At 41.7% G+C, this 24,396-nt stretch carries 27 protein-coding genes; 7 read left to right on the forward strand and 20 right to left on the reverse strand.

What is annotated here, in order from left to right; genetic code table 11:
- Positions 1-3: 3 nt before the first annotated feature.
- From ACYVGO_RS05335 to ACYVGO_RS05355, 5 genes are all read right to left on the reverse strand, one after another.
- Positions 4-315 carry a hypothetical protein gene (locus tag ACYVGO_RS05335; protein WP_460968109.1) on the reverse strand — a complete coding sequence of 104 codons (312 nt, stop codon included), beginning with the start codon at positions 313-315 and terminating at the stop codon, positions 4-6.
- A gap of 24 nt (positions 316-339) precedes the next feature.
- A complete protein-coding gene (locus ACYVGO_RS05340) occupies positions 340-651 on the reverse strand; it encodes a hypothetical protein (RefSeq protein ID WP_460968111.1) in 312 nt (103 codons plus the stop codon).
- 343 nt (positions 652-994) lie between these two features.
- Positions 995-1,681: a Rha family transcriptional regulator gene (locus tag ACYVGO_RS05345; protein WP_460968113.1), complete on the reverse strand. Its 687-nt coding sequence runs from the start codon at positions 1,679-1,681 to the stop codon at positions 995-997.
- Position 1,682: 1 nt separating this feature from the next.
- Positions 1,683-2,240, reverse strand: coding sequence for a hypothetical protein (locus tag ACYVGO_RS05350; protein WP_460968115.1), 558 nt, complete (start codon positions 2,238-2,240; stop codon positions 1,683-1,685).
- A gap of 220 nt (positions 2,241-2,460) precedes the next feature.
- Positions 2,461-2,664, reverse strand: coding sequence for a helix-turn-helix domain-containing protein (locus tag ACYVGO_RS05355; RefSeq protein ID WP_460968117.1), 204 nt, complete (start codon positions 2,662-2,664; stop codon positions 2,461-2,463).
- 311 nt (positions 2,665-2,975) lie between these two features.
- Here ACYVGO_RS05355 and ACYVGO_RS05360 point away from each other — a divergent pair, with 311 nt between their 5' ends.
- The 3 genes from ACYVGO_RS05360 to ACYVGO_RS05370 are packed head-to-tail and all read left to right on the forward strand — an operon-like array spanning position 2,976 to position 6,791.
- Positions 2,976-4,055, forward strand: coding sequence for an AlbA family DNA-binding domain-containing protein (locus ACYVGO_RS05360; RefSeq protein WP_460968119.1), 1,080 nt, complete (start codon positions 2,976-2,978; stop codon positions 4,053-4,055).
- A 38-nt stretch (positions 4,056-4,093) separates the two neighbouring features.
- The gene (locus tag ACYVGO_RS05365; RefSeq protein WP_460968120.1) at positions 4,094-5,851 is read left to right on the forward strand and encodes an ATP-dependent nuclease; all 1,758 of its coding nucleotides are present in this window, start codon (positions 4,094-4,096) and stop codon (positions 5,849-5,851) included.
- Between the two features lie 31 nt (positions 5,852-5,882).
- Positions 5,883-6,791: a hypothetical protein gene (locus tag ACYVGO_RS05370; RefSeq protein ID WP_460968122.1), complete on the forward strand. Its 909-nt coding sequence runs from the start codon at positions 5,883-5,885 to the stop codon at positions 6,789-6,791.
- A gap of 91 nt (positions 6,792-6,882) precedes the next feature.
- Here ACYVGO_RS05370 and ACYVGO_RS05375 read toward each other — a convergent pair whose 3' ends face one another.
- The 14 genes from ACYVGO_RS05375 to ACYVGO_RS05440 form a co-directional block, all read right to left on the reverse strand.
- On the reverse strand, positions 6,883-7,638 hold the full coding sequence (locus ACYVGO_RS05375; protein ID WP_460968124.1) for a hypothetical protein: 756 nt from the start codon (positions 7,636-7,638) through the stop codon (positions 6,883-6,885).
- Positions 7,639-8,241: 603 nt separating this feature from the next.
- Positions 8,242-10,998 carry a hypothetical protein gene (locus ACYVGO_RS05380; protein ID WP_460968126.1) on the reverse strand — a complete coding sequence of 919 codons (2,757 nt, stop codon included), beginning with the start codon at positions 10,996-10,998 and terminating at the stop codon, positions 8,242-8,244.
- A 103-nt stretch (positions 10,999-11,101) separates the two neighbouring features.
- Positions 11,102-11,398, reverse strand: a complete 297-nt coding sequence (locus ACYVGO_RS05385) for a hypothetical protein (RefSeq protein WP_460968128.1) — start codon at positions 11,396-11,398, stop codon at positions 11,102-11,104.
- A gap of 33 nt (positions 11,399-11,431) precedes the next feature.
- Positions 11,432-11,755: a hypothetical protein gene (locus tag ACYVGO_RS05390; RefSeq protein ID WP_460968130.1), complete on the reverse strand. Its 324-nt coding sequence runs from the start codon at positions 11,753-11,755 to the stop codon at positions 11,432-11,434.
- A 3-nt stretch (positions 11,756-11,758) separates the two neighbouring features.
- Complete coding sequence (locus ACYVGO_RS05395) at positions 11,759-12,043, reverse strand: hypothetical protein (protein ID WP_460968132.1); 285 nt, start codon at positions 12,041-12,043, stop codon at positions 11,759-11,761.
- A gap of 32 nt (positions 12,044-12,075) precedes the next feature.
- Complete coding sequence (locus ACYVGO_RS05400) at positions 12,076-12,306, reverse strand: hypothetical protein (RefSeq protein ID WP_460968134.1); 231 nt, start codon at positions 12,304-12,306, stop codon at positions 12,076-12,078.
- A 21-nt stretch (positions 12,307-12,327) separates the two neighbouring features.
- Complete coding sequence (locus ACYVGO_RS05405) at positions 12,328-13,011, reverse strand: hypothetical protein (RefSeq protein ID WP_460968136.1); 684 nt, start codon at positions 13,009-13,011, stop codon at positions 12,328-12,330.
- A 32-nt stretch (positions 13,012-13,043) separates the two neighbouring features.
- Positions 13,044-14,315: a DUF6371 domain-containing protein gene (locus tag ACYVGO_RS05410; protein WP_460968138.1), complete on the reverse strand. Its 1,272-nt coding sequence runs from the start codon at positions 14,313-14,315 to the stop codon at positions 13,044-13,046.
- 121 nt (positions 14,316-14,436) lie between these two features.
- Entirely contained in the window at positions 14,437-15,918 is a 1,482-nt protein-coding gene (locus ACYVGO_RS05415; RefSeq protein ID WP_460968140.1) for a DNA primase family protein, read from the reverse strand.
- A gap of 119 nt (positions 15,919-16,037) precedes the next feature.
- Positions 16,038-16,454, reverse strand: a complete 417-nt coding sequence (locus ACYVGO_RS05420) for a VRR-NUC domain-containing protein (protein WP_460968142.1) — start codon at positions 16,452-16,454, stop codon at positions 16,038-16,040.
- The gene (locus tag ACYVGO_RS05425; RefSeq protein ID WP_460968144.1) at positions 16,451-16,735 is read right to left on the reverse strand and encodes a helix-turn-helix domain-containing protein; all 285 of its coding nucleotides are present in this window, start codon (positions 16,733-16,735) and stop codon (positions 16,451-16,453) included. Before ACYVGO_RS05425 ends, ACYVGO_RS05420 begins: the two co-directional genes overlap by 4 nt.
- A gap of 98 nt (positions 16,736-16,833) precedes the next feature.
- On the reverse strand, positions 16,834-17,760 hold the full coding sequence (locus ACYVGO_RS05430) for a hypothetical protein (protein WP_460968146.1): 927 nt from the start codon (positions 17,758-17,760) through the stop codon (positions 16,834-16,836).
- A gap of 65 nt (positions 17,761-17,825) precedes the next feature.
- Positions 17,826-19,127: a site-specific integrase gene (locus ACYVGO_RS05435; RefSeq protein WP_460968148.1), complete on the reverse strand. Its 1,302-nt coding sequence runs from the start codon at positions 19,125-19,127 to the stop codon at positions 17,826-17,828.
- Positions 19,128-19,715: 588 nt separating this feature from the next.
- Positions 19,716-19,961, reverse strand: coding sequence for a hypothetical protein (locus ACYVGO_RS05440; RefSeq protein WP_460968150.1), 246 nt, complete (start codon positions 19,959-19,961; stop codon positions 19,716-19,718).
- A gap of 204 nt (positions 19,962-20,165) precedes the next feature.
- Between ACYVGO_RS05440 and ACYVGO_RS05445 the strand changes: the two genes are divergently transcribed.
- The 3 genes from ACYVGO_RS05445 (at position 20,166) to ACYVGO_RS05455 (ending at position 23,064) form a co-directional block, all read left to right on the forward strand.
- Entirely contained in the window at positions 20,166-20,966 is an 801-nt protein-coding gene (locus ACYVGO_RS05445) for a hypothetical protein (RefSeq protein ID WP_460968152.1), read from the forward strand.
- Positions 20,967-21,526: 560 nt separating this feature from the next.
- Positions 21,527-22,558 carry a hypothetical protein gene (locus ACYVGO_RS05450; RefSeq protein ID WP_460968154.1) on the forward strand — a complete coding sequence of 344 codons (1,032 nt, stop codon included), beginning with the start codon at positions 21,527-21,529 and terminating at the stop codon, positions 22,556-22,558.
- A gap of 290 nt (positions 22,559-22,848) precedes the next feature.
- The gene (locus ACYVGO_RS05455; RefSeq protein WP_460968156.1) at positions 22,849-23,064 is read left to right on the forward strand and encodes a cold shock domain-containing protein; all 216 of its coding nucleotides are present in this window, start codon (positions 22,849-22,851) and stop codon (positions 23,062-23,064) included.
- Between the two features lie 27 nt (positions 23,065-23,091).
- Here ACYVGO_RS05455 and ACYVGO_RS05460 read toward each other — a convergent pair whose 3' ends face one another.
- Positions 23,092-23,274: a hypothetical protein gene (locus ACYVGO_RS05460; RefSeq protein ID WP_460968158.1), complete on the reverse strand. Its 183-nt coding sequence runs from the start codon at positions 23,272-23,274 to the stop codon at positions 23,092-23,094.
- A 57-nt stretch (positions 23,275-23,331) separates the two neighbouring features.
- Between ACYVGO_RS05460 and ACYVGO_RS05465 the strand changes: the two genes are divergently transcribed.
- Positions 23,332-24,051, forward strand: coding sequence for an FRG domain-containing protein (locus tag ACYVGO_RS05465; protein ID WP_460968160.1), 720 nt, complete (start codon positions 23,332-23,334; stop codon positions 24,049-24,051).
- The last annotated feature ends 345 nt before the right edge of the window (positions 24,052-24,396 follow it).

Consider the following 24,396-nt stretch of genomic DNA (forward strand, 5'->3'; position numbering starts at 1 on the left):
TTTCTAGGAGCCAAATCGAGCCTTTATTATTCGCTTATTGATCTCTTTAGCGTCAATTTTTTGTGAGTTCAAATAGGCCCGAATACTAAAAACATCGTAGTAAGGCTTTTTACCTTCGTAACGGTAGGTTAACCGATTTGTACGTGTTAGCATACGCAATTTATCGCCCTTACAGCAAAGCGCGCCCATTGCTTGTTGTCGGCTTATCCAACGTACAGCCAATAGTAGGGATTGAAGGAATTCGTATTCTTCTTTTATCTCCTCAACTACGCGTTTTAATGCACTAAACTCTTCATAGTCTACAACCTGTACCATTTTTCTAAAAAGTTATATTGAAACTCATTTTGTGTATCGGGCTGAAATTATGCGCCTATCAGCAACTTTGCTCTCTATTTTTTGATACGTTAGGTAATCTCGGATTGAAGAAGCATCGTAGTAAGGGCGTTTACCTTCATAGCGATAAGTTAGTTTGTTACCCAAAGTCAGTTCGCGTAATTTGTTATCCTTACAATTAAGCGCAACCATTGCCTGTTGTCGGCTTAACCAGCGCTCGGCGAATAAAAGTGACAATAGAAATGCGTTTTCTTCTTCTACCTTTTCAACCCGTTTTACGAGCGCCTGAAATTCTTCATTGCTTGGAACTTCTACCATTTTGCCAAAAGTTTAACCGCCTTAACGACTACTAAACAGTAGCGTGTACCAAACACTACTTATTTTCCTGTACTTAGGTGACTGCCAATAACAAATTCGGGCCGCTGACAACGCCAATGGCCCGAATGGCAAACTAGTAAGCTCTAAACCTTTTAAAGCTTAAAAACGGCTGATTTGTCCTGTTAGAGTTCGATTAGTTTGTAGTTTATATACCGTCTGACCAAGTAGCGGATGACGGTTTAACTTACGCCCATTAAAGAGCCGATTAACCTGCCATTGGGTAGCGGCAGCGGCTAACAAAACCCAAAATACAGCAGCTAACCAGCAACGAAAGGTAGCGGGCCTATTCATTAGCGTAGTTGAGTTCGGCGCTCACGATGGCATAAATCTTCTCCATATGGCCGTTACGGTCGGCAACGTCTAACCAGCTTTCCCGTTCTGATCGTTTATGCGCCCGAATATTAACCCGGTAGAGGTAGTACAGGCGGTCGTAAACCAGCCGCCATACTTCCTGTTGGCCGACGCCTTTAGCCCGGCAATAGCCGTTAACCAATCGTTGTACTTTAATCCGGGTTGTCTCAACTGGTAATAGTTCAGTACTACGGGGTAATTCTAACAATGAGCGGGCGGCTTGCTGTTGCGACTCAATCATTAGCTTAAGCTGTCGTTCGAGCTTGGCTATACGTTGTTCTTGGCCGGTTTCGTGCAGTAATTTACGGGCGGTTGAAAACGATTGAACCAAAGTCGCTTTAAAAGCTACTACGCGGGTAGAATTGCGGCTAAGCGTACCAATAAACAGTGCTTGGTCTTCGGTTAGGTAAGCAACTGACCTATTTTGTGTTCCTCCACCTGTTTGTAAGGGTTCCGTTTCAAACGCGACCCTTCCGAAATTTCCTTCAATTGCTTTCTGATGGGTACGAATGGTATCTAACAGGTTCTTATGCTTTATACCTAAGCCCTTAGCAACGTCTACAGTATTGACAACCAACAAACCTTGTTCGTTAGATGTAACGGCTACTAGCTCATTCATATTAGTATAGGCGGCAAATACCTTGTTCGAAACCACTACCTGTATTTGAATCGCTGTAGGGGCCGTAATGCTGACCGTAGTAGGAATAAACTCCCGTTTTCGAAAGCCGAAGGTTATCGACTAGCTTAATACCGGCCTCCTTCAGCAAATCGTATTGCCGGTATACCTCATCAGCAAACTCTTCAGCATAGGGGTCTTCGGAGCCGGAATGATGCCAAGTGCTAATAACTACACCGTCAAAGTCTTGTGTGTACCGAAAGCGCTCAAAAACTGGCTTCAGGTTAACCGTTGGGTTGTGACCCCGTAAGGGGTTTAGCCGTTCTACCTCGATTACTTGTTTTCCGTTCAGATAGCATACAAAGGCGGCAAAGCCGGGTTTACTGTGCTGCATTTCGGCTGTAAACAGTAAAGCGGTCTGAAAGGGTGTTTGCAGCTTGGTTGAGGGTTGAAGAGTAAGCCGCTCGTAATTCGAACTGGCAGGATTGACGGCTTTTTGGGCCGCTTGTGGAGTCGGGATTGCATTATCCCCCCTACCCACGTAATTTTGCTCCGTGTTCATAGAATTTACGGTTTTGTGTTACACATCGCCCCGCTGCTATAGACCGTCCAAAGTTTTAGCGCGGGGTTTTGCTTTAATTATTGACAATCAATTCGTTCCATACAGTCCAGGAGGCAACCTGTTCGGTACTATATCGCCTATTCTGTTACTGATTGAATGTACAATACTAATAGAAAGTTAATACATATACTAACTTTTTAAATAAAAAATATATGGGTGGTTAAAATTCTATTCTCAATTTAACCCCTAATGCTTTTGTTATCCTCTCAAGAGTTTCTAAGGTAAGATTTTGTTTCCCCGCTTCATACCCATTGATCGTAACCTTGCTAACGCCTAGTAGTTCCCCTAACTCCGTCTGGGTTAATCCTTTCGCTTTTCGAGCCTCTAAGATCTTACTTCCTATCAACTTTTTTAATTCGGACATCTTGTATTACCTATTATGGATTAAAAATAGCCTTTCCAGCTATTTCAATTGCAATATTACCCACAAACGGTAATGAAGAGAGCGATTGGCACAGGAAATTTACCGGATTACCTATTTAATGTAGCCATATGTTTTTTTTGATGCTTAAGTAAACCAAGGGGCAATAAAGCACTTGAATATTTATATTTGTTTAAGGGGATAGTAGGCAAGCATCCGGCCCTAATAAGTCAAATCAGATTTAGGTAAATAGCAAGGTAAGCAGTCAATAAACTATTGAAATACTTATATTTAAGCCATTGAAAACAACTAACATGGCTACATCCTTCGCGCAAGTTCAGTTTGGTAAACCCATTAATGAAGTAAAAAAGCAAGACCTTATCGATTACTTTAGCGTTGAACGGGATGAAACGCTTACATTAGAATTTAAATCATTTGTCCAGCGGGAGGGCGATATTAAGCACAAGGAAAGCGGTGTCCTTAGAACAATCTGCGGCTTCCTAAACTCGACTGGCGGTCTGCTAATTTGGGGAGCGCCAATAGGAACGAAAAACGGTGATGGTCACAAAGTGTTTGTGGGTTCCCTTTCGCCCGTTGAACGGTTGTATTCTAAGGATGATTTCATCCGTATGCTTTCAGGTCGGATCGTACCCTTTGCGGCTCCTGTAAAAGTGGAGTCAATTGAGGTTGAGTCAGGGAAATATGTATACCTAATTGATGTGCCAGAGAGCGAAGCTAAACCCCACCAGTTTGACAATAGTTATTATATGCGCCTGGATGGCCAAACAAAATTCGCTCCTCATTATATAATTGACGCGCTTTTTAAGCAGATAAAGCAACCTGAATTAAGAGGTTTTTTACGAATTGTATCCTATAAATATGAAATTTCTAATCCAAATTTCCAAAGTAGGGTACGGCTTGAGCTTGAAGCTTCTATATTTAATGAGTCAAAAAATATAAATGACAAAGATGTTTATATACAGATAATCAGTAGTAAAGGTGTTTTTATACCAAATGACTCAAAAATATATTTTTTTGGCCAGAAGGGATCCGTCTTTGTAAAGGATGATTCGCCGGTAATAACGTATATTTTGACACCCCAATTTTCTTTTAATTTAGAAATTGCCAGTCAGGAATTAAGTGATTTGATGACTGAGGAGCAACCATTAGAAATTTCAATAGTATTTGGAAGTAGTAAATCAGTAACCCGACGAAGTGACTATTTCGTAATATTTAAAAATGTTCAATATCATGAGATAGCCGATAAACTATTTACCTTACCTAGACATCTGAGTAGTTTAATGGAAATACGAAAAGAGGAGAACATTTCCTTGAATGAACAAGAATTTGGTACTGAAGAAGAACGACGCCAGAATTCACTGCGTGGAATATAGTATTTAAATTAAAGCTTTCAAGAACGTCTAAAGTAAAAATGGAATCTACTAACACACCAAAGGTATTTATTGAAAGTTTACTATTCAGCGATGGCTCAAAAGTTGACCTAACAGAAAATCAAATTCTAGTAATAGTTGGCTCAAACAACTCTGGGAAAAGTGCTACTCTTAAAGAAATTAATAATATTTTTAAGTTTGAGCACCTGCCTCTCCACAAAAATAAAGTTGTGAAAGATGCTGAGTTTGGGAGGTCGGGTTCTTCAGAGGATTTACATAAATTTATTCAAGATAACTCTTTTACTAAACCTGAATATGGTGATGCTAGACTTGTCACTGTCCACGATGAGACAAACTCCAATACCCAAGACACTCCAATTGATTTTCAAAATATGATTGCCTATTGGAGTAGTAATTCAAAAAAGCTACCATATACTTTTTCATTATTTTTTGTCAACCATCTTACTAATTCACGAAGATTGTGGGTTACTCTACCCGCAAAAGCAATACAACTATTTCAAGATGGCCCATATCACCCTATTCATTTCTTGTTAGAAAACGAAAAACTAGAGGAGATATTTAATAAATACTTCAGATTAGCTTTTAATAAAGATATTATTGTTAATAGATCACCTGGCCCAAAAGTAACTCTGTATGTTGGTGAAAGGCCAATAATTGAAAGTGGAGAAGATAAAACTTCTTCGACATATATTAAAAAACTAATAAGTTTACCTACTCTTGATATGCAAGGTGATGGCATAAAGGGCTTCGTGGGCGTAATGCTTTCTGCTATTGTTTCTATCCAAACATTACTTCTGATAGATGAACCCGAAGTTTATTTACACCCACCTCAAGCTAGAATGTTAGGGCGTATGTTAGGCACAGAAATTCCAGCAGACAAACAGATTGTAATTGCTACACATAGTGAGGACATATTAAAAGGGCTTATGGATGCTAACTCTTCTCGAGTAAAAATAATTAGATTAGACAGAAGAGGAGATGTGAATTACGTATCTACTTTGGATAATAATGATATAAAAACGTTATGGAAAGACCCAATATTAAGGTATTCGAATATATTAAGTGGTATATTTCACTCTAAAGTCATATTATGTGAAGGCGATGCAGATTGTCGATTCTATTCTGCTGTGAACGACAGTCTATTACAAGAACTGGCTACAAAGAATATAGATACGCAATTCTACACAGATTTGTTATTTGTTCACTGTGGTGGCAAGGATAAAATGCATGTTGTTATCAAAGCGTTAAAAAAACTGGGAGTACCTGTATCTGTAGCAGCCGATATTGATGTATTAAACTCAGAAAGAGTTTTGAAAAATTTAATTAGCGCTTTAAACGGGGATTGGGAAGACATAAAGAAAGAATTTGATGTCTTTAATGCCAGTGTTGAAAAACAGCGCGTTGAATTATCTACTTCATCTGTCAAAGAAAAAATTAACAAAATACTAGAAGAACCTAAAAGTGATTCTATAACTAATTCTAAAATAGAAGAAATACAGAATATTATTAAGAAGGCTTCGCCTTGGGAAAGTCTAAAGAAAGCAGGAAAGTCTGTAATACCAAGAGGCCAAGAATATCAAGCTTTTGAAAAACTCGTGACTTATTTAAGAGGAATTGGCCTACATGTAGTTGAGGCCGGAGAGCTTGAATGTTTCGTTAAAAGCGTAGGTAACAAAGGTCCAAAATGGGTTAATGAGGTATTAGAAGGGAAGGATTTTACCTTGGATACAGAACTTAACGAAGCTAAAGAATATGTTAAACAGTTAGTTACTGGTTAACATATAAATCTAATATAAGAGTAAACGATTAATGGATAGCCAGTTATCAATCACACAGCAGTTAGATAGAATTCGTGACGTTTTAGCGCATGCTGCAATGAACTGCCATGAGATCGAACGGCGCGTAAAATCCGTCTTTCGGTCAGTAAAGTATGCAAAACACCCCATTATCGTTAACGTCGACCGAGTTATACGAGCAACTAAACACACGGATGAGGCCTGGTTTGATGGCCTTAGTAAATTCGACTACCCACCTACCTCAGCAATATCCTTTGGTCGATGCAATCAGACAGGCGAACAGGTTTTTTACTGCTCCAATGACAATGCGATTCCGATTTTTGAAGTGCGGCCCAAAATTGGCGACTACATAGCCCTTTCAAGGTGGGCACATAAAGACGAATCAAAAAGGATAGGGCTTTACTGTGTTATTCTTGGAGCCCAACACCTTTTAGATAATTTAGAGGAAGATGATTTATTTAGGCGAACTCTTCTACAGGATGTTGTATTCAAGCCCGACACTCGGCCAGAGATTAAAGAATTAGATGCTTACGTGGGTAATCTATTTGTAAAAGAGGCCGAAAATTACCATAACCTATATTGGTTTACGAGTGCGGTAACTAAAGCCTACCTTGATTTAACTATGATAGGAGTAGAAACTCACTCAAAGCTGGATGGAATCATTTACCCGAGTGTAGCTGGTAAACTAAAAGGATACAATATTATGCTTACAAAGGCCTTCAGAGACAAAAACTTGCTGATGACCTCTGTATATGTTTATCAGGTACAAGATATTAGCAACAATAACGATTATAGTTTACTTCACTTAAAATCCCTGAAAAGTGTACAAGGTTCCTTGATGATCTGGGAGACCGAACCAGAGAATAGCTTCTTTGAATTTAATCCTCATATTCCTGGTAAAATTATATCAAGACATGAGTAAGTTACAGTTGTTCCCTATTAATAATGCTTTTGGAAAAGCTGTTTTTTATTGCTTAATAGAGTTTTTAGCTTACTAGTTGCTGTATCTCATATTAAGTAGATGCCTTAAACTCATCTACTAGTGCGCGAGTTTTACCCTCGACATAAGTATTATATTCTGTCAGTCTATCTGAAATGTTTTGATGAACAGATGTGTCGTTAATTATTTTAGCAAATACGGCATCAACCACTTGTCTAAGTTTATTTACGTTTAATACCACATCACCCTTATCCTTAAAAAATAAATTGGGATTAACTTCAAAGCTTGAATCATAATTAATTGCAACCTCTGCTCCCTGTGGAAAAAAGCCATGCATAAAGCCATTCCTATAAATAGCCCTAAATAAATCCACTTGATTCTGCGTTAGCGCTGGGGTTACATTAGCATAGGCAAAGAATTTCTTAATTGCTGTATCAAATTTATTGCCATTATTCCATAAGTCAGAAGTATGTAGTAATGCACCAAAAAACTCTACTGCTGAGGTCAATACCATTGCCAATGGGACAGTACAACGAGCAAACTCGGGTTCGTGCCGATTGTGGAATAAATCTGCATTAGTTGGTTGAGCAACTGAAGGCATACTTGGGGGTCTAGTTGTCTGAGGCATTGCAGCGGGCGTGGCCATAGACTGGGTTACTGGAGTGCTACCAGGGGAGGCTATAGGAAAGGTGGTGGGAGTAACGGGAGTGAGGCTATTATTGCCATATTTAGCATCATAGGCTGCTTGAGCCTTATTCGCTACTGCTACAATTTGGTCAATATCCCATTTTAGAACGTTTATGTATCGCTGTAAATAGTCGGCAATCATGATTACTTTGTGTGTTTAGGTGATAAGGCAGAAACAATTGATCCCCATTAAAAATTGAAAAATAGTAACAGCATTTGAGGTATACAAAATGGAGTGACTGAATCCTCGCCGTACCGATTTGGCTAATTGAGCGAGGTAAATAATGAATTATGGTCAAGACATCCAAAAAAGGATTCGCCACATGAGTTAACGGTAGTAAACTAGAGAGGGAGGTAGCAATATTGAAATACAACTAAGCAAAGCGTCCCGACTATCGTAGTCGGGACGCTTTGTTATTGATACTACCATTTACCTGCGTTAAAAACTAAAACTATTATTGGGGTCTTTCAAAACCTGATGCTTAACCTCATCTATAATAGCAAAGGTATAGCCCTTGCCGTCAAATGTGTGGCTTGTAAAAGGTAACTTTTCATTCGCTTCACCAATGGCATTTGCTAGGATAGTATTCCGTTAATTGCCCCGGCCAACTGTCGAACTTGGTAAGCTTCATGATTGCGGCCTAATTGCTGGACCGTTGACAGCGGAGGTTTGTATCAAAAGACTAAACCCGCATAGTACGTTAAGAAGTACTATGCGGGCAAAATAGAAGCTACAATTACTTACCTATACCGGTTTGAATGAACCAAAGGTGCAAAAGCGGTATAAATCGGGGTTAGCGCCCGGATTATTGATAAATTGTTGATATACCCAGTTTGCATAGTCTACGCACGACGGCCCCCCGGCCGGTAAATCTGCATTTTTTTTCCACAAAAGCAGTTCCGCTATTCCACTCGTCGGATTGTAGTCGATTTTAAACGGAAATCCATCAACTAACGTACCGTCCGGGTTTCTGATCGTCAGATAACCCATATTTAAATTTTCGTCGGCGTGTAAGTTGCGTAAGGCTAGTAGGGTTTCGTCTGCCTGTTCCGGGGTCATGTAAACTCTAGCGGGTATTACTTCCGGTGAAAAGAGTTTTTCAAAATATTCATATTCGCCTAACGCAATGTCTCCGGTTTCGTAGACAACCTGTTTAGCCGTATCGCCGGGCAATACGTAGCCGTCTTTTACCCGGCTTTGCATATCCCGATTGCCCTTGTAGTCTGTACATCTAAGTTCTTCGGTTGGCTTTTTGTAGCGAAGACCGGAATTGAGCCACCAAGCCCAACGGCGAAGCATTCGCGCCGGGCTAAGTTCGAGATTGTAGGTAGTGGCCGGGTCGGTTACGCCGTAAACGGTAAGCCGTTCGTTCGTGCGAATCCTGACCGGTTGATTTTTGAGCGTCCAACTACCAAAAAACGCCCCCGGAACCATCGGCAATAGATTGGAAACGCTATAGATAAGCTTGTTTAGGTCGCTAACGGTTACGTACCCTATCAGGTATTCTACGCCGTCGTTTGGCGTTCCCGTTCCTGAAAATATAATCGTGTCGCCAACTTTTAGCGGTTCGGCGCTATCGGGTAACTGTATTGTTTTTGCGGCCGGTTGGCCTTCCTTGTAGGGAAATCCGAAGAACGGAATAACCGCAAACGTAATGCCCCCGGAAAAGCTTTTAGGCGCTACGTGTAACAAAAACGCGTCGTTGTCATACGTGCCGCCTTCGGTCGTTCGATCAATCGGTTTGCCGGTTGCGTCGTATTGGGGTATACCCAAACGCCGGGCTTCCTCAATTGCGGAACCGGCCGCAATCAACGGACATTTTATTTCTTTGGGTTGATTATTGGTAATAATCGGGGTTTGATAGGTTCGTTCGGTATTGAACTCTAACAGAGCGCCGGGGCCGGTTTCGGGGTATTTTTCGTAACCGACAATAACCTGATTAATCAATAAATCCTTATTGGGCTTTTCGGAGTAGTTGAAAATAGTTGGGTCGTCGGTCGGCACTTCGTCCAAAATCATAATTCGCCCGCCCCGGTAAAACCAACGGCCATCTTCTACCCGTACCGAGTGGTTGCCGTCGCTATCGGTCTGGTATAACATACCGGCAACGTGTTGAGCCGACAGCGTACCGAGTAGCTGTTTTAGGGTGAAGGTTGGCGCTTTGGTGTTGAGGTTTCGGAGTTGATAACCCGAAGAAACGGCGTACTCTGTACCGTATCCGTCCTGTGCCTGAGTAACCGACGCTTTAGAAATCAGGGAGCCGGAAATATTGCCAGTACCGCCCGATAGTGCATTGCTGACAACGCCGAAAACGTGTTTTAACGCATCGGGCAACATAAAGGCGTAACCAGTTGAATCAACGGCCCTAGATATGCGCTCAATCTCAACCTGAGCTTGCAGAGTCGTTACCAGAAAGATAATTTTCCGGGCGTTGACAATAGCGCGAATTTGAGCGTTGAGGTAAATTTTAGTCCCCTTAGGCGCGTAGAAATCGCCATTGTACTGGCAACTAAAGGTTCGCTCCCCTATTTCATTTACAGCGTCTTGACCTTGCTGCCGGGCCGCTAAGGCGATTATTTCGGGGGCTTGGTTTGGGCGAACAATCGTTAATAGTGGGTTTATATCCCATATCAGGAATTTAGCCCCGCCAATCTGTAAGGCTTTTTTGTAGGCAATAATATTTAGTCGAAATAGCCAAATCGTTTTTAAATGATAGTTACTATCTGCGTAGCCGTCTAAGAACGGTATATCTACGCCCGTGCCGCTCATAACTGTACCATTTGGAATAAGTATCTGTCCGCTACTATTGCTTAAACTGCTTAATTCGGGCGGGGCCGCAACGGGCTGGTTAGTGATGGGGTCAACCGCGCCGGTTGGCTGGTTAGGTTGTCCGTTGGGGTTGACTAGATTTGGAAATAAGGTATAATGTCCGGTGAAATCTGGGTTTTCGAAAGACGATTCATCATAAAAGGGGCCAATTCGTTTAAAATAGCCTGAATCCGTAACGGCCTGACCCGGTAAGCTTATTTCGATAGGCAACGGCGGGGTAATGGCTGAATTATCCAGCGTTTTAGCGACGGTCATAGATACCGGCGTATCCCAACGGGCGTTTATTTTTTCGTGCAAGTCGTCGCGTATAACATCGGCACTAACCCGGCCCGGTTGTATATCAACGTCGTTAAAATCAATCTTACCGCTATAGCGTACCGTTTCGGAACCATCGGCGGCAATATCGACTATCAGGAATTTTACAACCGCGTCATTGCCGTAGGTGTAATACTGAGCCGATAGCAGGTTAGCGGCTGACTCACACGTAAAATCTAGTTGTACTTTGCCGTCTGAATATTCGTAGTTGAAGCCGTGAAAATCAGGGTCGCGTTCGGCGGTTATGCGAACGTCAGACCATTTTACCGGTTCTTCGATAACAACGGTTACGGGCGTATAAACACCCTGAGATACTACAGAAGTAGTTAGGCGAAATTCTAAGCGGGGAAATGGCATATATAGCCCAATAAAGAAAAGTGAAGTTGACTTGTCGCCTTACGGGCCAATAGTAAGAAGCGGTATTAGGGCACTAGAGTTGATTATTGCTTTAGCTTGGTCCTTATTCAGGTTTGCTTCGTCGGTGGTTGTCAGGTAGGATAGTTAGCACCGCGCCTTTCGCCATAGTTTTCATTTGGGCGTAGGTTAGGTATTCTGTTACCCGTGTTCCATTCTTCAAATTATAAGTTGCCTTTACTGGCGTATCATTCGTATCCGGGCTACCGAACCAGCCTTTAGGAACCTCGTCAACGATAAACAAAAACACCTTTTGGAGTTGATCCCGTTTTAGGCTATTTAACTTAGCCACGTTACCCTGTAGCGCGTGGGTCAAGGCGGCAATCTTTTCGGCTCGTTTCATGGATTCGTTCCGTTTACGTTTGGCTTGGTTAATTTACTCTTCGATAAGCGGGGGAATTGTAGCGAACATTTTTACCAAATGTCCAGACCTTTGATTATGGGGTAGGATACAAATTACCCCCTTCGTTTTTTCTCGCATTTGCGCATAGGTCAAATATTCAACTACTTCTTTGTCGCCTAGTTGATAATAAACTTTGACGGCGCGTTCATCATTAGGATTACCAATCCAGCCCTTAGGTGGCATGTCAACGCTAAACATAATTGGTTGTTCGTCCCGCTCCTGTTTTAGCGCTTGTAGCCTGGCTAGATTACCCTGTAGCAGTTGGGCTAAAATGGCCCTCTTTTGGGTTCGATTCATGGTTTAGCCTAGTTTGTTGAGGGCTTTTTCTAGCAGTTCATCTATCTGTTCTTCCGAAAGCGAAGCAAAATCAATTTTTTGTTCCCGTTGCTTGGGCAAAACGTACTCTAAAAACTTCAGGTAAGCCGTTACGCGCTCTTTCGGGTCAAGCGTTTCCAAGTCGCCTTTAATAGCATCAAACTGTTCGTCAATCAGAACCGCAATCTTCGTTTTTATGTCGGTCGTTGCTTTATTTGTACTGCCGGGTTTGCGGCCCCCGGTCTTTTCACGCCCTTTTTCGAATTGCATAGGTGTCTCTATTTTAGAGGGGAATTAGAGGATTACAGCCGCCGAAACGGGCTTTCTCCGAACTCGTTTAACTGATCGTTAATAATGTCAAGTACTTGGGTATCGCTCATCATTTCCTCAACCGATTGATAGCCCAGATATAGCGCTAAGCTGGTTAGTTCAATTAGTATCTCGTTGGTCGCTTCGTTCCAGAAGATCAAGACCGGTGAATTATCGAGCAGATATTCGCAGAGTTTGGCGTTTGTTGTGTTGAGTAAAGTCATAACTAGACCCGGATTTATTAGCTATTTGGGCAAACTAAACAGGCTTAGAATAGCTTCGGCACAACCTTGTATATCGCCGTCAGGAAACGCACTCAGTAACCCCGTAGCATGCGTGTAAAACTCATTATACCTGTCCAAGCAGTGTTCTATTTCCACCTCTGTAATTTCCCGGTTTACGGCTTGCTGATGGCAAAACGATTCTGGTAAATCGCTTGTCTTGATCATCACAGTTTCACCGGCTTCGTTTTTCGTCGGATAATACAGGGGAAGTTTGCGATATAGATGCCGGTTAGCGGCTCGCTTTTGCTGTTGGATAGAAGCAAACGAACGAGAAAAACATAGTAGCTCAAGGTACTGTTCGATTTGGCGGGGCAAGTCGTCTACACTCTGACCACCAAAGCAAATTTCCAGTTCTTCAAATGGATCGAATTCTCCTTCTATATCTCCACTTTCTTTCAACTGATTGAATGCAACGATATAGAAATCGAAGTTGCCGGTTGAGAAGTCGCTACAAACCTGATGGAGGCAAGTCAATTTTTCAAGCAAATTTTCAGCTTGCCAATGGGTTTTAACAATCGTTACAAACGTATCGTCAGGGAGCGGATCGGTCTTATCGGCACGATAACCTGTGCTTTGTAGCATACCATAATTGGTTGAGGCTTCCTCGACTAATTCGCCGATTAATTTTAGATTGATATAAGCCATGATTTTCGGGTTGATTAATTTGAAGAACTAGATTAGTCAATTCCATCAATTGGCAGTACACACCACCGAATACGTTCCAATTGCTCGTTAGCATCGAATGATAGCGGGGCCAATGGAAATGCCATTCGGTTATTGGGCAAATCCGGTTTTGGCGGCTGTTGCAATAGAAAATCAGCCAGGTCTAACCCCTGGGCTTTTTGTTTGTCAGAAGCCCGTAGCTCCAGTAAATTCGATAGGCTAATCTGGTAGCCTTTAGCGTTCATCTCGTCGGCTACTTTGCCCCATTGTGCAAATGCTTTTCCGTCTTTTGACAAATCAGGAAATAACATCACAGCACGATTACGGAGGGGTGCCAATCGCTCAGCATTGAGGTAGGATAAAGCACCAACTGCCAACCAAATAAAACCCGGCATTAAGGCCGAACAGACAACCGCTGTTTTGGGCGCTTCTACAATCGCTACGGGTTGATCTATGGGCGCGTTTGCTAGTTGGTGAAGTCCAAACAGTACCGGCCAACGAGGGGCGTTGTCATGGTAGTTAATCAACCAATCAGGGAGCGTTTCTTTTCGTTGGTTATACCACCGTACTAGGCTGTGGCTTATTGAGCTGATACAAACCTTTTGATTGCCTTCCTGATCGGTATACCGGGCTTTGTGCCAGTTTTCAGCAAACAGGACAATTTGCCCGGCTCGAACCCGTTGCTGTTCATCCGTTAGCCAGAATACACACGAACCCAGCCAATGAGTAGACGTACCAATCCGAAACTGTTTGAACAATTCGTTCGCTTTGGTTTGACCGAATTGGCGGACAAGTAACCGGGCGAACTGGTTTTGGTCGTAATGCCCTAACGACGGATTGACTACCTCATCCGGGAACGAATAAATAGGGGTTGGTGAAAAAAGTGTAGAAAGTGAAGGCTGAGAAAAAAGATAATTTTTTATTTGTTCAGCTTGCTCTATGGTTGCGCCTACCTCTTGAATCAACTTATTAACAATAGATTCCTGCTTTATAGAAAGTTGTTTCCAAGTAGCCGCCAGCTTAAACCATTCACGGGGTATACTGCTTAATTGGTTCATGTCATCCGCATAACTTTTGCCGGATTGCCCTTTTGTATACGGACTAAGATTATAGCCACAATTACTTTCCCGGTCGCAACGGCCGTACTGTTCGGGTAAGGTTTCCCCGGTTTGTGAATCGACATAACGGCTTAAAGTCTTTCGATACTTTGGGCCACACTGCGGACAATCTGATTTGATTGCTTTCTTCGGCAGTTGATAGCGGTAGGACTTGATTTGTGTCGGCATAAAAAAAGTCTTTTGTTTTGAGCCTTCACTTTTTACACTTTTTTCACGCTTACAAGAATTAGTAGGCATGGGTTGGTGAAAAAAGTGTAAAAAGTGACTCTCTGAAAAAGAGTTTATTTTTTTAATAGGGTGTATCAGTCCGATGCACAAAGACCACATTACCAATATTGCGTCGGCCAGTTAGAATACCAATGCTATTGAGCCGCTTTTGAAAGTTGGGCTTCTTGACGGGAGTCATACCCGATTCTTGACAATACCCCCGGTAATCGCGGTACAATTCTTTCAGCAAAATGTAACGGTCATTATCGGGGCTATACTCACTTTCGTCTAGAAATAGCCGTACGCTGTCTGACTGTTTTTTGTAGATTTCCAACTGTTGCTGTACGGCTTCACAAGGGGTAAAGTTGCCTTGCTCCAACAACCGACGTAATCCGGCCAATACCCAATTAAAAACCCCTGATAGCTCCGATTGAATGATTTTATCAGCCAATGTCTTGTCTTGTTCGGCTTCAGGAATAGTTACGTTGAACGGTACAATCAGGAACCGACGAAAGTAAGCGTTAGTATGTTCGGGCGAATTGGGTAACTCGTTTGTATTGGCCAACAACTTGGCATAGTTGGTCATCGTGAAAGCCTGACCGTAAAGCAATCGAGCTTCAACAGGTTCACCGGAAACTAACGCCTTGAACGAAGTCGATTCCAGATTGCCGCTGATTTCAGACGCGTAGTTCAACAGTTTGTTTTGAATCTGTGCGCGGTAGGCTGGTTCAGTGGTTAGCTTCTCAAGCGAATAGTTACTAACGTTTTGCTTACCTAACAACCCCATAACAATCTCAAACACTACGCTCTTGCCGTTCGCCCCTGAGCCATAGAGGAGCATTGCTTTTTCTAGTTTCAGCCGGGCCGGATTGATGAAGACGTACCCCAAATATTCAGCTAACAGCTTTTGACAGTCGGTATCGGGTTGCACACGGTCTAAGAATGTTTGAAACAGTGGCGCGATTGCATCCGGGTCATAGGCGAAAGGTAATTGATGTGTTAGAAAGTCAGCGGCATCGGGGGCGCGTAGAAGCTGGCAATCTGGTCTAATTATGAATGTGCCATTTTGTAGATTAATCTTAACAGTATGCTCGTCGGCTACCGGAGCAGGCATATACGCCGTTTCAGAAAACTGCTCAAACTGTTTCTTGGTAAAATCAACCGACCGGGCTTTCAGCCAGGCAACCCCCATTTTTTCGGCAGCCACCCCTAGAAACCGGCGTAGGTCGTTTTCATCAACCACTTGCCAGAACGAGCCGTTATAGAGGTAAAAAAAGTCATGTCGTCGGCAAATATTCCATTGATTATCGGTTGCCAACTTTAGAACTTGTTGCGAAACAAGTACGTGATAATCGCTCACTTTCAATTTCGCATTCTCATCACCAGGTTCAATCTTGGCCAATGTCCGAAAGTCAACTTTCTGCACTTGCTCTAACAACTTAACCATTAGTTGTTCGTGGGGTTGACCTACAAACGCGGAGTGTTTAAGTGTACGGGCATCATTGGTAACTTCGGCTATTATATTTGATACCGATAACGTATCTTTGTCGTGTTCAACAGACATTATTTCAGAGAGTTAAGGGCGTTCGGCGGAACGCCTTTTTTTGTGGGGTACCGACGTGCCAACGGAACGGTAGCAGAGCCAAAGAGGCCACAGCAAGGCCAACGAATCACTATAGATCATTAGCAAGACAAGTCACGAAATTGAGTTCTAAACCACTTTCGAAAGCCTTCAAACGTATGGGCAACGTAAACTTTAGCCCCGGCATTTTCTAGGTCGTTAATGGCTGAATTTTGCACTTCAGACAAACAATCTTTCCCGGCCTTAACTTCTACGAATACGGCGTTTGAATTGACTACGGCTAATACATCAGGTAATCCGGCGCGCTGCTGACTTGGGACAAACTTTTTTAAATCGTCGCGATATGTACCCGTTGATTGTAATCGGGTAGCGAAGTGGCCGTAATTTTGAAAATGGGCCACTATTCGCCGAGTCAGCTCGTTTGCAGTCTCTAGCTTTGGCGCTTTTTTGCGAGGTTTTCGGGCAGTCTGTTCACCAATAAAGTTTTGGAGTTCGCGGAAAGCAGGTAGTTGGCTCATGCTTGCACACCTCCTTTCTTTGGCTTGGCAGATGCCAGTACTTCACTTCGTAAATATCGAACTTGGTTGCCTATACGTCGGGCGCTGAGGATACCGCGTTTTTCCCAGTCCCAAACGGTCACTTTTGAAACCTTTAAGAGTTTCGCTGTTTCTTCAGGGGTTAGTAGTTCATCGACTTCAGTGACCGTAGTAACTTTGGGAGTGTTGTACTTAAGGGCAATACTTGCCGCTTCAATCATCATTGTTCGTAACTGATCGGCTGGCATTAATACCATTTCCATGTTTAGCGTTGTTTAGCATTTAACATGGTGCAATTTGGCCGGTCAGCTACACTTACAGGTGCGAATTATGCACAAATGTACCATTCGCACGATTCGTATCATTTAGGCAACAATGCCTTAAAGGCATCTTGAAAAGAGGGGTCTACAACTTTATTAAAAACACTGGCATCCCTACCCATTTCAAGGTCTTCAAAATAAGTGTTTAGAAGTACAACCAATTGCTTTCGATTTGAAATCCGTTTAATTTTTTTAGGCTCCATTGTTTCTAGACGCTCAATCCAAGCAACAATCAAACCTTTATCTTTTATACTCCCAGTCCAGGTTAACCCCTCACCTAAAATAGGTTTATCCGGCCTATAGTTACGTAATGCCTGTAAACAAGGCTCAATGTCTGCGGAATTAATAAATAGGTCAACAAAGGACTCGTATGGTTGATCGTGTGCTTCTTGTTTTCCCTTTCTCAACGTGCCTTCCGTAGTTGAAATAAATGTTGAAGATGTAGAAGTTGTAGCGACTTGGCGTTCACACTCTTTTTTCGAGTACTCAGCATCCAAAGTATTTGATTGGATAAACGTACCGCCAGGTTTGTAGCTTTCTATAGTTAATTCATCGGGTAATAATAAAGCGACTCCACGAAGTTTAGCTTCTTCACGTATTATCCGCGAATAATCAAGAATAGCTGTACTGTATGCTAAAACAACGTTATACGTTTCTACTGATAGCTTAGAGCGACTATTGCCTAGTAATTTGCGCTCGTAATCAGCTTTTAGATGACCGAACAATATGCCATACCAAGCAATTTTATAGTACACTTCATTACAATATAACTTCTGTTCTTCTTTGGGAAGAAAGGGTAGTGATCCTTTAAACTCTTTCCAAAAGTCAGTCATTGCGCCATACCAATTTGCACCGAAGGCAAACTGAAGGTCTTTATTGAAAGGCATGCCTAAATTTTCGTACTGACAGTGATTGAGCGATTGCCTAAGCGATTCAATTAGGATTTCAAATTTTGTGTAATCTTGCATTCGCGTTTTTAAAGTTTAGCCCGCTGTTGGTATTCCAGACCAAAGCGGGCTTTTTTTATTATTAGTTAACTGGCAACTGGAAACGGCGTATTTTGTAGCTGTTTCTGCCAGTGCAAAGCAATGATTTTAGCATGTTGCTCTTCGTCGAGCTTAATGTATCGCATAAATGCCTTTTCGGTCTTATGACCCGTAATCCGCATAATCGTAATGGCCGGAACACCCAATAAATACATGTTGGTTGCAAAACTCCTGCGGGCCGTATGGGTGCTAACTAATTGCCATTTTTCGACCGAACGAAAGACGCGGACCCCGCCTTTCGTAATACTTTTACCCTCATGGCTAGTAAATCCAGCCAATTGACAAACCTCTTTTATGTAGTCATTCATCTTCTGGTTACTAATTGCCTGGGGTAGCTTGCCGTTATACTTTTGAAGTAAAGCTGTTACTACAGGATGGCATGGAATAACCACTTTACCCATAGTTTTGAGTTGCTCCATTCGGATTAGCCCCTCTTTGATGTATTCAGGGCGTATAGCTGTAAAATCAGAGAAGCGAAGGCCCGTATAACATCCGACTAGGAAAAGGTCTCTAACCCGCTCTAAGCGGAGGTTATTGGAAAGGTCTAATTCGTTTAATCGTTGTAATTCGAGTTCTGTCAAATAAATGCTGTCAGCATCTTCTTTCAGGACTTTAAACCGGTTGCTTTTGAATTCTAATTTAGTGTTTACCCCCTTAGCTGTAGCCTCGTTTAAAAACACTTTGAGGATTTGGATGCATTTACCAACACTGTTCATCGCTAACCCTTCTTTTGTGGTCAGGTAGGCAGTAAAATCACTGTAGAAGTCTAAATCAATTGTATCGAAATCAACTGGCCGCTTATAGAGGCTAGCAAAGTTTCGGAGCGCTTTAACGGTCGTTCGATACTTCTTTATAGTTCGCTCATTGATGTGCTTCCCTGTTTCAAGATTGATCCGTTGGGGAGAATTCTCAATAAATTTATCGATGAATGTAAACAGAGTTGCTTGCTTCGATTCTTCCAATCCAACTACTGGTTTCAAGTATGCATCAATTCGTTGCCGGACGGCTTTAACGGTCAAACTACGAGATGCCCTTAGCTCTGTAACAATCTCTTTTATCGCGCTTTCCAGTTTGTCAAGAAAGCTGTTTATATCGTCTTTGTCCAAGGCGTCAACAACATTCTTAACCCGACTCGTTTTCAAATTCCAATGAGTGGGTAGGGCTTTGAAACCCGTACCAACATTGATTCGCTGGTTGTCAAATCGAACGATACAGTTGATTGGTGTCGGCTTCTTAGCTTTCGGGTCGCGGAGTAAAAAAGTAACGGGGGAATCTGACGAACGGGCCATACACAAAGGTTTATTATCCGTACACCAAATATAGGACGGTATACGGAATTGTGTACGGAATCACTTAATTTATTTTAATTTAACCATATTCAACTTAATCGGCGGTGAGACTTAAAACGGCTAATACGATTAAATAAAGGGCATTTTACCTGATTTTCTGCTAATAGGCGCAAGTGCTAAATTAAGTAGGTTATAGTTCCGTCGAGACTACACAAAAAGCCCTTAACTATTTTGTTGTCAAATAGTTAAGGGCTTTTTGTGTGCAATTATATACAGTTTTTTGTACGGAATTAACCTTAAACTTCCGGTGTAACTCAAGAAATTAGAAACGAAAGAACTAAACTATTTTGCAGATATTCATTTTTTATACTTTTTTCACATATTGTTATCTTTATTAGGAAATTATTATTTTTAAAAAGTAGTATTAATCTTACTTAATTCGCTTATTATTGAAACGGGTTAATTCTATGAAAAAGGGGCTTTTTCCTGTAGGCGGTAGAAACCCTAGTTTAAACTATTGGCTCATCTCATAAGGCTTAAGGAATTCCGATGCTTAACCTAAAGCCCTTCGTTATCAATGTCTTGATGTTAAGCGTAATTGCGTACAATAGTATGTTGGGTGCCCAAACAGAAAAGCGTGTATGCCATCGTTCCGGCGACAAGCCGCACGGCTCGACAGGCCAGCTTGAGGCTCGTTATGAGGGTATCGGTCGACAAGCCAACCGCCCCCCAAATGTCAGGCTTTGCCTTGTTGGGCAGGTGGCTGGCGACAGTGCGAACGCCCTCATAAGGCAGGTTTAGGTTTGTGGGCAGTGACAGGGTAACTTTTTGCATGGGTAACCGTCTTTTTCTTTAATACAGTACCTATTACCGTAACTAACACTTTTTTACATGAAGTCTAAAATCATTGGGCTCCTGTTTTTGCTCACTATTGGAGCGCACCACTTACTGGCACAAGTTTCAGTCAGCCCGGCATTGATTCTAATTCGGAAGGTTAATCTGGCAAACAAATCGGCCTCACCTGATTCAACTGAGGTTATGCTCGCAACAGGTGAAATGGTTCGCTTGTCTCTACGCTATCCCAAAAAAGCCCAACCCGCTTTACTATGGAAAAGCCCCGGAGGTGTAACAACTGAAGTACAGCTACCCGAAGAAGGTAATTCCATCACTTTGTTGACCAACGAAGCGGGGCGTTACGTCTTGTATTGTTCTGAGAAAAGTGGAGCAACCAAAGGAGAAATTGAGGTCAGAATGGTCAAAAGCTCAAAAGCACTACCAGCGGGTTTTAGTACAGATGAATTTTCAAATAAAATCATCACTCTGGGCCATCTGGCTGCCGACAATTTTAGCCTAATTATTGGCGAAGGAACAGGCGAACGCTCCGATATCAATTACACATACAAAGTGTACAGGACTTTGGTAAACCTGTTCACAGAAGCAAACTCGGTTGCAGCTATTGATCAAAATCGGTTTAATGGTACAACTTATCGTGCTGAACAACATAACCTCACTTTAAGTGAAGCCAATTTGTTGTACGATAAAATCAGGGATGAGTTCATCAAAGCGGCCAAGAAGCAAGAAGGCGTAGAAAAGTTGTATGGGCGAGAGAACGATATTGCTAGCCGTGAATATCGAACTACTGATGGATTACCTATGAAGCGCACCATAGAACTGGTAGCCATTAAACGACCTGAGCGCGCAGATTACGTTAACGGTCTCTTCATTTATAAAGGTCCTTACAAAGTGACGCTTCAGTTGGGCGAGTTGAATGGAAAGGCCAGTGTAATTGTGCTAATCTCAAATAATGCCCAACTCTTAGGAACTGTTGAGGAGTTTTAAAACCATAGTTCGCTCCGCGTGGGCAGGCTTCCAGGCGACAGGCAGCACGTCCCGTGGGAAAGTGGCAGCCCAACCACCACCGTATTCTGACGAACAAACCCCCAGCAAATGCAATGTTTTTGTCTGTTGATTATCAATCTGTTAAAAACATTGCATACATCAAACAGGGGGTGCAAAGGGGTGGGCACATGTGTTCTGTCAGATAACTCGTACACCATCAGCCCTCTAGGTCGTTGGGTGTTCCATACAAGTAGTGCTTGTTCGGCAGCGTCCCGGTGACAGGTTGCAGGTCAAAGGAGTTTAGTTTATTGCTCATTGGGCGAGTTTCGGGTGAGAGGGAAAATATCTCGACAGTCAACCTCTTGGTTTGCGGGGCAGCATTCGTGCGACAAGGGGAACATCCTAGCAATCGAGTTCTGGGCTCGTTAAAATAACTCGAAGCCTGTGTTGTTGTTCTTCGCTCATCGGCATACTAAAAGTAGATTTTAATGACTGTGAACTAATAAACAATGAGAAAAATATCTATTTTGAATAGTACATTGTCAAGCGCGTTTATTAGCATGGCATTTGAAGAAGGACTATTAGAGGTTAACAGATTAGATACAGATGGTGTATTTGATAGATTTAAAAATAAAACTGTACCAATAGATTTAAAAATCCTTTGTTTAGAACAAATATCTATTACCCCTTCAATAATGCTGTATAATATACCGCTTTTTGAGAAGCTAAAAGGAAATCTAATTGATAATAATTATATCACGAATAATTCAGACCAAGTAGATCATGGTATAAAATTTGAGCAATTTCCTATGTCGTTTGTTGTAGGAATGCTTGAAAGTAAGGGAATGAAAATTACAGAACAAGATGGATTTAAAGCTATAGAAGAGCTTAAAAAAATCAATATAGACCAAGAAAAATATATCAATAAAATAGGAAAAGAACCTCCATCAACTGCTTCATACATGGTAGATGAAGTAATGAAACTAGTAAATTGGAAAAATTTTACTCCTTCATATACGATTGAAGAAAAGAAAAAGTTTGATCGTATTAATAAAAGATATAAAAAAATTAGACCTATCATTAATACAATTACTGAATTTATAAAGATTGCAGCACTTGCAGAAAAATATAATGCTTTATTAAAAGTGCCTGTTGCAACATCAAATTATAGCATAGGGAATCAATACATGAATGAAGTCGCAATCATACGTATTGCCTCGAAAGAGTTAGGGCGCTTTCATTATAGGCCAACAATAAAAGATACTCTAAAACTATCAAATGAACCCGCTAGTATTGCCTTTAGAGAGATTCTTGCAGAATGGTCAGAAGCAATAATAAAGGGCGATATTGGAGATATTATATTTTTTCAAAATGAAATAAAGAGAGCAAATAGTGCCTTAGATAAGCTTAATCAAAATTATTTAATGAATACCGTATTCACGTATTTATCTATTCCTGTATCAGCATTGGAATATTACCTTCAATTACCACCTATAATTAGCAGCAGTATTGCTGTTATTGGTACAACTGCTCAAATAGAAAATAAAATTGTAACAAATAAGTACAACTGGGCAATGTTCAATAGTAAGTAACTTGAAATTGACAATTTTTCGAATTGTGCGTTTTGCTCGCTTCGCGTGGGCAGGCTTCCGCTGACAAGACGCACGTCCCAAAGGAAAGTTGGCAGCCAATCTGATGAGTGTGTAAAGGTTCGGGTACGTCCGTTCAGTTAATGATTCGCCCACTATCAACACTCAGAGTCGTTAGGCGAAACAAAAAAGAATAAAAATAAAAGGGGCTTAACCTGAACACCCCTCTGTTTTGGAAAGAAAGTAGGGCGCAACACTGCCAAACGAAGCGTATTTGTGGGCAAAAATAATATATGGTACGAGGAACTGTAAAATGGTTTAGTTTAGAAAAAGGCTATGGTTTTATCACTCCAAGCGATGGGTCAGCCGCCGTATTTGTTCATTATTCAGCAATAGTAACTGATGAAACTGATGATTTTAAGACATTAGAGGAAGGGCAAAGAGTTGAATTTGAGATTGCAGATAGAGGGGAAGGGCCACACGCAGAGAATGTACGCAGTCTGGAATAAACTAACGCCTAACGGTTTAATATACGCCTATGCACCTAAACGTCGCACATCGTATATTAAACCGTTGGATGAGGGTCCATAGAGTGATTCAAACTCGGGCTTTCGGGCGGCAATTTGAACGCCCTGCGTGAGCAGGTTTGGGCTTCCATTTCCGGGTTTCAGCTGACAGGCCGAACGCTCCGACAAGGCAGCTTTAACAACGTTCAACATATATAAGATCTGATGCTGATTGTCAGTCATTAATGAAAAAATGTAAACCGTAACACAATGACAACAGGTTTGGAAATAAGCAATTTGCTTGATTTTTTTAATTTAATTGACCAAAAACAGGCAGAACGAGAGCGAAAAAATGCAGAGCGAATATTGTATCGCGGACAGCTTGCCTGTAAGCCTTTACTCCCTTCAATAGCGAGGGAACGCAAAGGCGATACGCGCAACCTTGAAGATGAAATGCTAAGTTACATTGAAAGAGTAGCACACTTAAAAATCGACTATGACAACAAATTAGATTTACTAATTACGGCTCAACACTATGGCTTAAAAACGAGGCTTTTAGATTGGACAAGTAATCCTTTAGCAGCACTTTATTTTGCTATTGAGAAAGAGTACGGTATGGACAAAGATTCTTACGTGTACATTTTGGAGGTTCCTAAAGGGAAAATTCTCTCTGATAAAGACAAAAAGAAAGAGATAGATGCTGTAAAAGAAAATCCATTTAATATTTCAGAGACTAAAGTCCTTCGTCCAACTCTGAATAATGACCGGATAGTTGCTCAGTCTGGGTGGTTTACAATACATAGTTCCATAGATGGATTTAGTCCTCTTGAAGAAGATCCAGAGATGACAAAATATCTCACGGAAATAAAGATTGTTAAGAGTTCTAAGAGAAAACTTTTAGAACAAATTAATGATTACGGCATTAATGCACGAACTATATTTCCTGATTTTGAAGGAACTTGTAAACACGCTAACTGGAAGTTTGGGTAATGAATGAAAATTAGGCTGGTTACTGGTTACTCTGCGCGGTCACCTTTCGTGCGACAGGTTGCTGGCCTCCGAAGGCAAGTTTGCCACCCAACCACCACCGTGTTCTGAAGAACAAACCCCCAGCAAATGCAATATTTTTTTCTGTTGATTATCAGTACGTTAAAAACATTGTATACATCCAGCAGGGGGTATAAAGGTGGCAAGTAGCTCGTGGGCAGGATCCTAGTTTTCTCATCCATCAGCCCCTGTGAGCGTTGGATAAAATAACCAAGTCGAACTAGCAAATCCGATTTGGTTTATAAATCACGTAAAACTAGCTCAAACCAAGAAGTACTCGGTGTGCAC

The organism is Spirosoma migulaei (genome assembly GCF_054776855.1).

What these genes read in the sequence shown, in the direction of transcription:
- ACYVGO_RS05410 (WP_460968138.1), bottom strand. Translation starts at nt 14,315, where the DNA reads ATGCCGACACAAATCAAGTCCTACCGCTATCAACTGCCGAAGAAAGCA.
- ACYVGO_RS05370 (WP_460968122.1), top strand. Translation starts at nt 5,883, where the DNA reads ATGGATAGCCAGTTATCAATCACACAGCAGTTAGATAGAATTCGTGAC.
- ACYVGO_RS05425 (WP_460968144.1), bottom strand. Translation starts at nt 16,735, where the DNA reads ATGGAAATGGTATTAATGCCAGCCGATCAGTTACGAACAATGATGATT.
- ACYVGO_RS05445 (WP_460968152.1), top strand. Translation starts at nt 20,166, where the DNA reads ATGCTCGCAACAGGTGAAATGGTTCGCTTGTCTCTACGCTATCCCAAA.
- ACYVGO_RS05345 (WP_460968113.1), bottom strand. Translation starts at nt 1,681, where the DNA reads ATGAATGAGCTAGTAGCCGTTACATCTAACGAACAAGGTTTGTTGGTT.
- ACYVGO_RS05440 (WP_460968150.1), bottom strand. Translation starts at nt 19,961, where the DNA reads ATGCAAAAAGTTACCCTGTCACTGCCCACAAACCTAAACCTGCCTTAT.
- ACYVGO_RS05415 (WP_460968140.1), bottom strand. Translation starts at nt 15,918, where the DNA reads ATGTCTGTTGAACACGACAAAGATACGTTATCGGTATCAAATATAATA.
- ACYVGO_RS05375 (WP_460968124.1), bottom strand. Translation starts at nt 7,638, where the DNA reads ATGATTGCCGACTATTTACAGCGATACATAAACGTTCTAAAATGGGAT.
- ACYVGO_RS05340 (WP_460968111.1), bottom strand. Translation starts at nt 651, where the DNA reads ATGGTAGAAGTTCCAAGCAATGAAGAATTTCAGGCGCTCGTAAAACGG.
- ACYVGO_RS05405 (WP_460968136.1), bottom strand. Translation starts at nt 13,011, where the DNA reads ATGGCTTATATCAATCTAAAATTAATCGGCGAATTAGTCGAGGAAGCC.
- ACYVGO_RS05430 (WP_460968146.1), bottom strand. Translation starts at nt 17,760, where the DNA reads ATGCAAGATTACACAAAATTTGAAATCCTAATTGAATCGCTTAGGCAA.
- ACYVGO_RS05460 (WP_460968158.1), bottom strand. Translation starts at nt 23,274, where the DNA reads ATGTTGAACGTTGTTAAAGCTGCCTTGTCGGAGCGTTCGGCCTGTCAG.
- ACYVGO_RS05465 (WP_460968160.1), top strand. Translation starts at nt 23,332, where the DNA reads ATGACAACAGGTTTGGAAATAAGCAATTTGCTTGATTTTTTTAATTTA.
- ACYVGO_RS05360 (WP_460968119.1), top strand. Translation starts at nt 2,976, where the DNA reads ATGGCTACATCCTTCGCGCAAGTTCAGTTTGGTAAACCCATTAATGAA.
- ACYVGO_RS05385 (WP_460968128.1), bottom strand. Translation starts at nt 11,398, where the DNA reads ATGAAACGAGCCGAAAAGATTGCCGCCTTGACCCACGCGCTACAGGGT.
- ACYVGO_RS05350 (WP_460968115.1), bottom strand. Translation starts at nt 2,240, where the DNA reads ATGAACACGGAGCAAAATTACGTGGGTAGGGGGGATAATGCAATCCCG.
- ACYVGO_RS05380 (WP_460968126.1), bottom strand. Translation starts at nt 10,998, where the DNA reads ATGCCATTTCCCCGCTTAGAATTTCGCCTAACTACTTCTGTAGTATCT.
- ACYVGO_RS05420 (WP_460968142.1), bottom strand. Translation starts at nt 16,454, where the DNA reads ATGAGCCAACTACCTGCTTTCCGCGAACTCCAAAACTTTATTGGTGAA.
- ACYVGO_RS05395 (WP_460968132.1), bottom strand. Translation starts at nt 12,043, where the DNA reads ATGCAATTCGAAAAAGGGCGTGAAAAGACCGGGGGCCGCAAACCCGGC.
- ACYVGO_RS05335 (WP_460968109.1), bottom strand. Translation starts at nt 315, where the DNA reads ATGGTACAGGTTGTAGACTATGAAGAGTTTAGTGCATTAAAACGCGTA.
- ACYVGO_RS05435 (WP_460968148.1), bottom strand. Translation starts at nt 19,127, where the DNA reads ATGGCCCGTTCGTCAGATTCCCCCGTTACTTTTTTACTCCGCGACCCG.
- ACYVGO_RS05450 (WP_460968154.1), top strand. Translation starts at nt 21,527, where the DNA reads ATGGCATTTGAAGAAGGACTATTAGAGGTTAACAGATTAGATACAGAT.
- ACYVGO_RS05455 (WP_460968156.1), top strand. Translation starts at nt 22,849, where the DNA reads ATGGTACGAGGAACTGTAAAATGGTTTAGTTTAGAAAAAGGCTATGGT.
- ACYVGO_RS05355 (WP_460968117.1), bottom strand. Translation starts at nt 2,664, where the DNA reads ATGTCCGAATTAAAAAAGTTGATAGGAAGTAAGATCTTAGAGGCTCGA.
- ACYVGO_RS05390 (WP_460968130.1), bottom strand. Translation starts at nt 11,755, where the DNA reads ATGAATCGAACCCAAAAGAGGGCCATTTTAGCCCAACTGCTACAGGGT.
- ACYVGO_RS05400 (WP_460968134.1), bottom strand. Translation starts at nt 12,306, where the DNA reads ATGACTTTACTCAACACAACAAACGCCAAACTCTGCGAATATCTGCTC.
- ACYVGO_RS05365 (WP_460968120.1), top strand. Translation starts at nt 4,094, where the DNA reads ATGGAATCTACTAACACACCAAAGGTATTTATTGAAAGTTTACTATTC.